Below are 2,325 nucleotides of genomic sequence, written 5' to 3' on the forward strand. Positions count from 1 at the left end.
GACGACGAATCCGGACTGCACTACAACCGCCACCGGTACTACAATCCGGGACTGGGACGGTATAACACCCAGGATCCGATAGGGCTAAGAGGCGGGTTAAACCCCTATACCTACCCACTTAATCCGGTCACAGAGGTAGATCCACTGGGGCTGATAGTATGGATGGTAATTCCCGGCGTCTGCGCTGCGGGAGGATGTGAAGCAATACTTGTGGGATTGGGTTTGTCAGCCTCTATTGCAGGACAACAAATACAGGCTAATTCAGCTAATTCTTCAGGACAAAGTAACAGTCCGTCTTGGGATGGTGGAAGACAAAGTGAATATGAACACGCAAAAATGTTTTGTGATACTCCCCCACCTCCGGGAAGTAACGAATGTTCATCACTTTCAAAAAAAATAGATCACTCAAAGGAGTGTATCAATTTATATGAAAATTGGGATTCCAACTGGTTGCCAGGTCGTCATGATGAAAAGCTTGACGGCTGGCGACAGCGCTTGAATAATTTAAAAGAAGAACACAATAAAAAGTGTACAAAATGAAAAAAGCAAAGAAATTAAAAATTAAAAATTTGATTGATAGATATAAAGAACATGCCGAATTTTTAGGGATGGATCTTTTGGATGTCAATCAACCAGGCGCAGTAGACGACACCATGCTACATATTGCTGCCAGGAAAGGTAATATTGAAGACATATACATTTTGATATCAGTTGGTGCAAATGTAAACTCTATTGGTGACTTAGGGAATACACCATTACACCAAGCTGCAATGCGAGGAACACTTGATTCTGTAAAGGTCCTGCTAGAGCTGAATGCAAATCCTTTGATAAAAAATGAATTTGGACAAACAGCTGCGGATGTTGCCAGAATTGGAAAATATTTGGGTATATATGAACTAATTAAAGAACACATAAAGGAATAAAGCTACAGAGAAATCAGCAAGGGGAAACCGTCGTTGGCTGGCACCGTGCGGACTGACGCTGGAGAGAGAAGTTCATCTGTACCACTGCTACCTTCCGCTGGTGCTGATTGACGTAAACGGGAAGATTGCCTGGTAGACAGAGTATGACGAATGGGGTTAATGTGCTGCGGGAGGATAATCCGGACAATCTGGATCAGTTAATACGGCTGCCAGGACAGCAGGAGGATAAGGAGACAGGATTGTATTACAACCGCCACCGCTACTACAATCCGGGGCAGGGAAGTATATCACCCAGGACCCGATTGGGCTGGAGGGGGGATGGAATTTATATAGCTACGTATTTAATAATCCGGTGAAATTTATTGATCCCAGAGGACTGGATATTTGGTTAGAAGGCGCGGCACCAAGTGAGCCAGATCTCCATCAAAGTGTAAATATTGGTGATCCAAATGGCGTTTATGATTCGTATAGCTATGGGATGAGTGACTTCCCGCACGGAGAGGTTTATAAGGATGTATCACATGGAGGGGTAATAGTCGATTATAAAAAACAAATGCTGAACAAGACAAAATCTTTAAGGGGATGATGGATAAGAAAATTGGGGAGCGAAGCTACTATGGGTATGATGATATTTGTCGTAGCTGGAGCCAACGTCAGTTCAAATCTGCTCCTGGTAAATCTGCTACTCAACCAGAAAGAAAAGGAGCTATTACTACAATGGGTGTAGGGGCATCATCATCAAGGGGAAGCAGTACTACAACAAATAGTGGAACATCACAGTGAAAACTTTATTTTTTTGCATAGGATTAATTTTATCCATCATTGCCTTAATAGTGATTAACGTAACTGCTATTAATGATAATGTGTATCATAAATTATTCGTTATCGCAATAATATGTGTTGTAATATCAGTTATTATATCTCTGTCATTATATTCAGATGGAGGATGGTTGCGTTATTGCTCATTTGCATTTTTAATTAGTGGTGCATATGTCATCTATAACATAGTTTGTCGCTGTTTTTATAGCAATTAGAATAATGAAGATGATCTGTCCGGTTTACGACAAATTATCGTGCTATTAGGAAGGGATATGGATTGCATTATAACCATCACTGTTAACGTTACCCGCAACAGGGTAGGCAGGGCAAGATCACCGTGTGCCGTAGGCAGAAACGTATAGTGAGGGGTTCGTTGTACGGAGTATGCATAAGTTTGTGAAGAGATGGTGGAAGGTCCTCCGGGATCTCTGACGCGGCTGAACAGGCGAAGGCACAGCACCGGAGCCTGGCGGAGAAGCTGGCACTGAGGGCGATGCTGGACAGCCTGGAAGGAGAGCTGCGCGCCGGGGTTATCAGCGATGAAAACCGGCAGTGGCTGGCCGGGTGCGGCCTGACGCCGGAA

Annotated in this window: 2 protein-coding genes and 1 pseudogene; all 3 read left to right on the forward strand. The window is 43.6% G+C overall.

Going from position 1 to position 2,325, the window contains the following annotated elements; all coding sequences use genetic code 11:
* Window positions 1-540: RHS repeat-associated core domain-containing protein (locus tag OGY09_RS14125; RefSeq protein ID WP_286590564.1), on the forward strand; the 540-nt coding region annotated here is incomplete at its 5' end.
* Window positions 537-923: an ankyrin repeat domain-containing protein gene (locus OGY09_RS14130; protein ID WP_050592484.1), complete on the forward strand. Its 387-nt coding sequence runs from the start codon at window positions 537-539 to the stop codon at window positions 921-923. The genes OGY09_RS14125 and OGY09_RS14130, both read left to right, overlap by 4 nt.
* A 7-nt stretch (window positions 924-930) precedes the next feature.
* Window positions 931-1,509 (forward strand): annotated as a pseudogene (locus OGY09_RS14135) (RHS repeat-associated core domain-containing protein); the annotation flags it as partial.
* Between the last annotated feature and the right edge of the window lie 816 nt (window positions 1,510-2,325).

This window comes from Citrobacter sp. Cpo071 (assembly GCF_030332765.1).
Taxonomy (GTDB): Bacteria; Pseudomonadota; Gammaproteobacteria; order Enterobacterales; family Enterobacteriaceae; genus Citrobacter; species Citrobacter portucalensis.

Coding starts and splice junctions, on each gene's coding strand:
- OGY09_RS14130 (WP_050592484.1), top strand. CDS start 537: ATGAAAAAAGCAAAGAAATTAAAAATTAAAAATTTGATTGATAGATAT.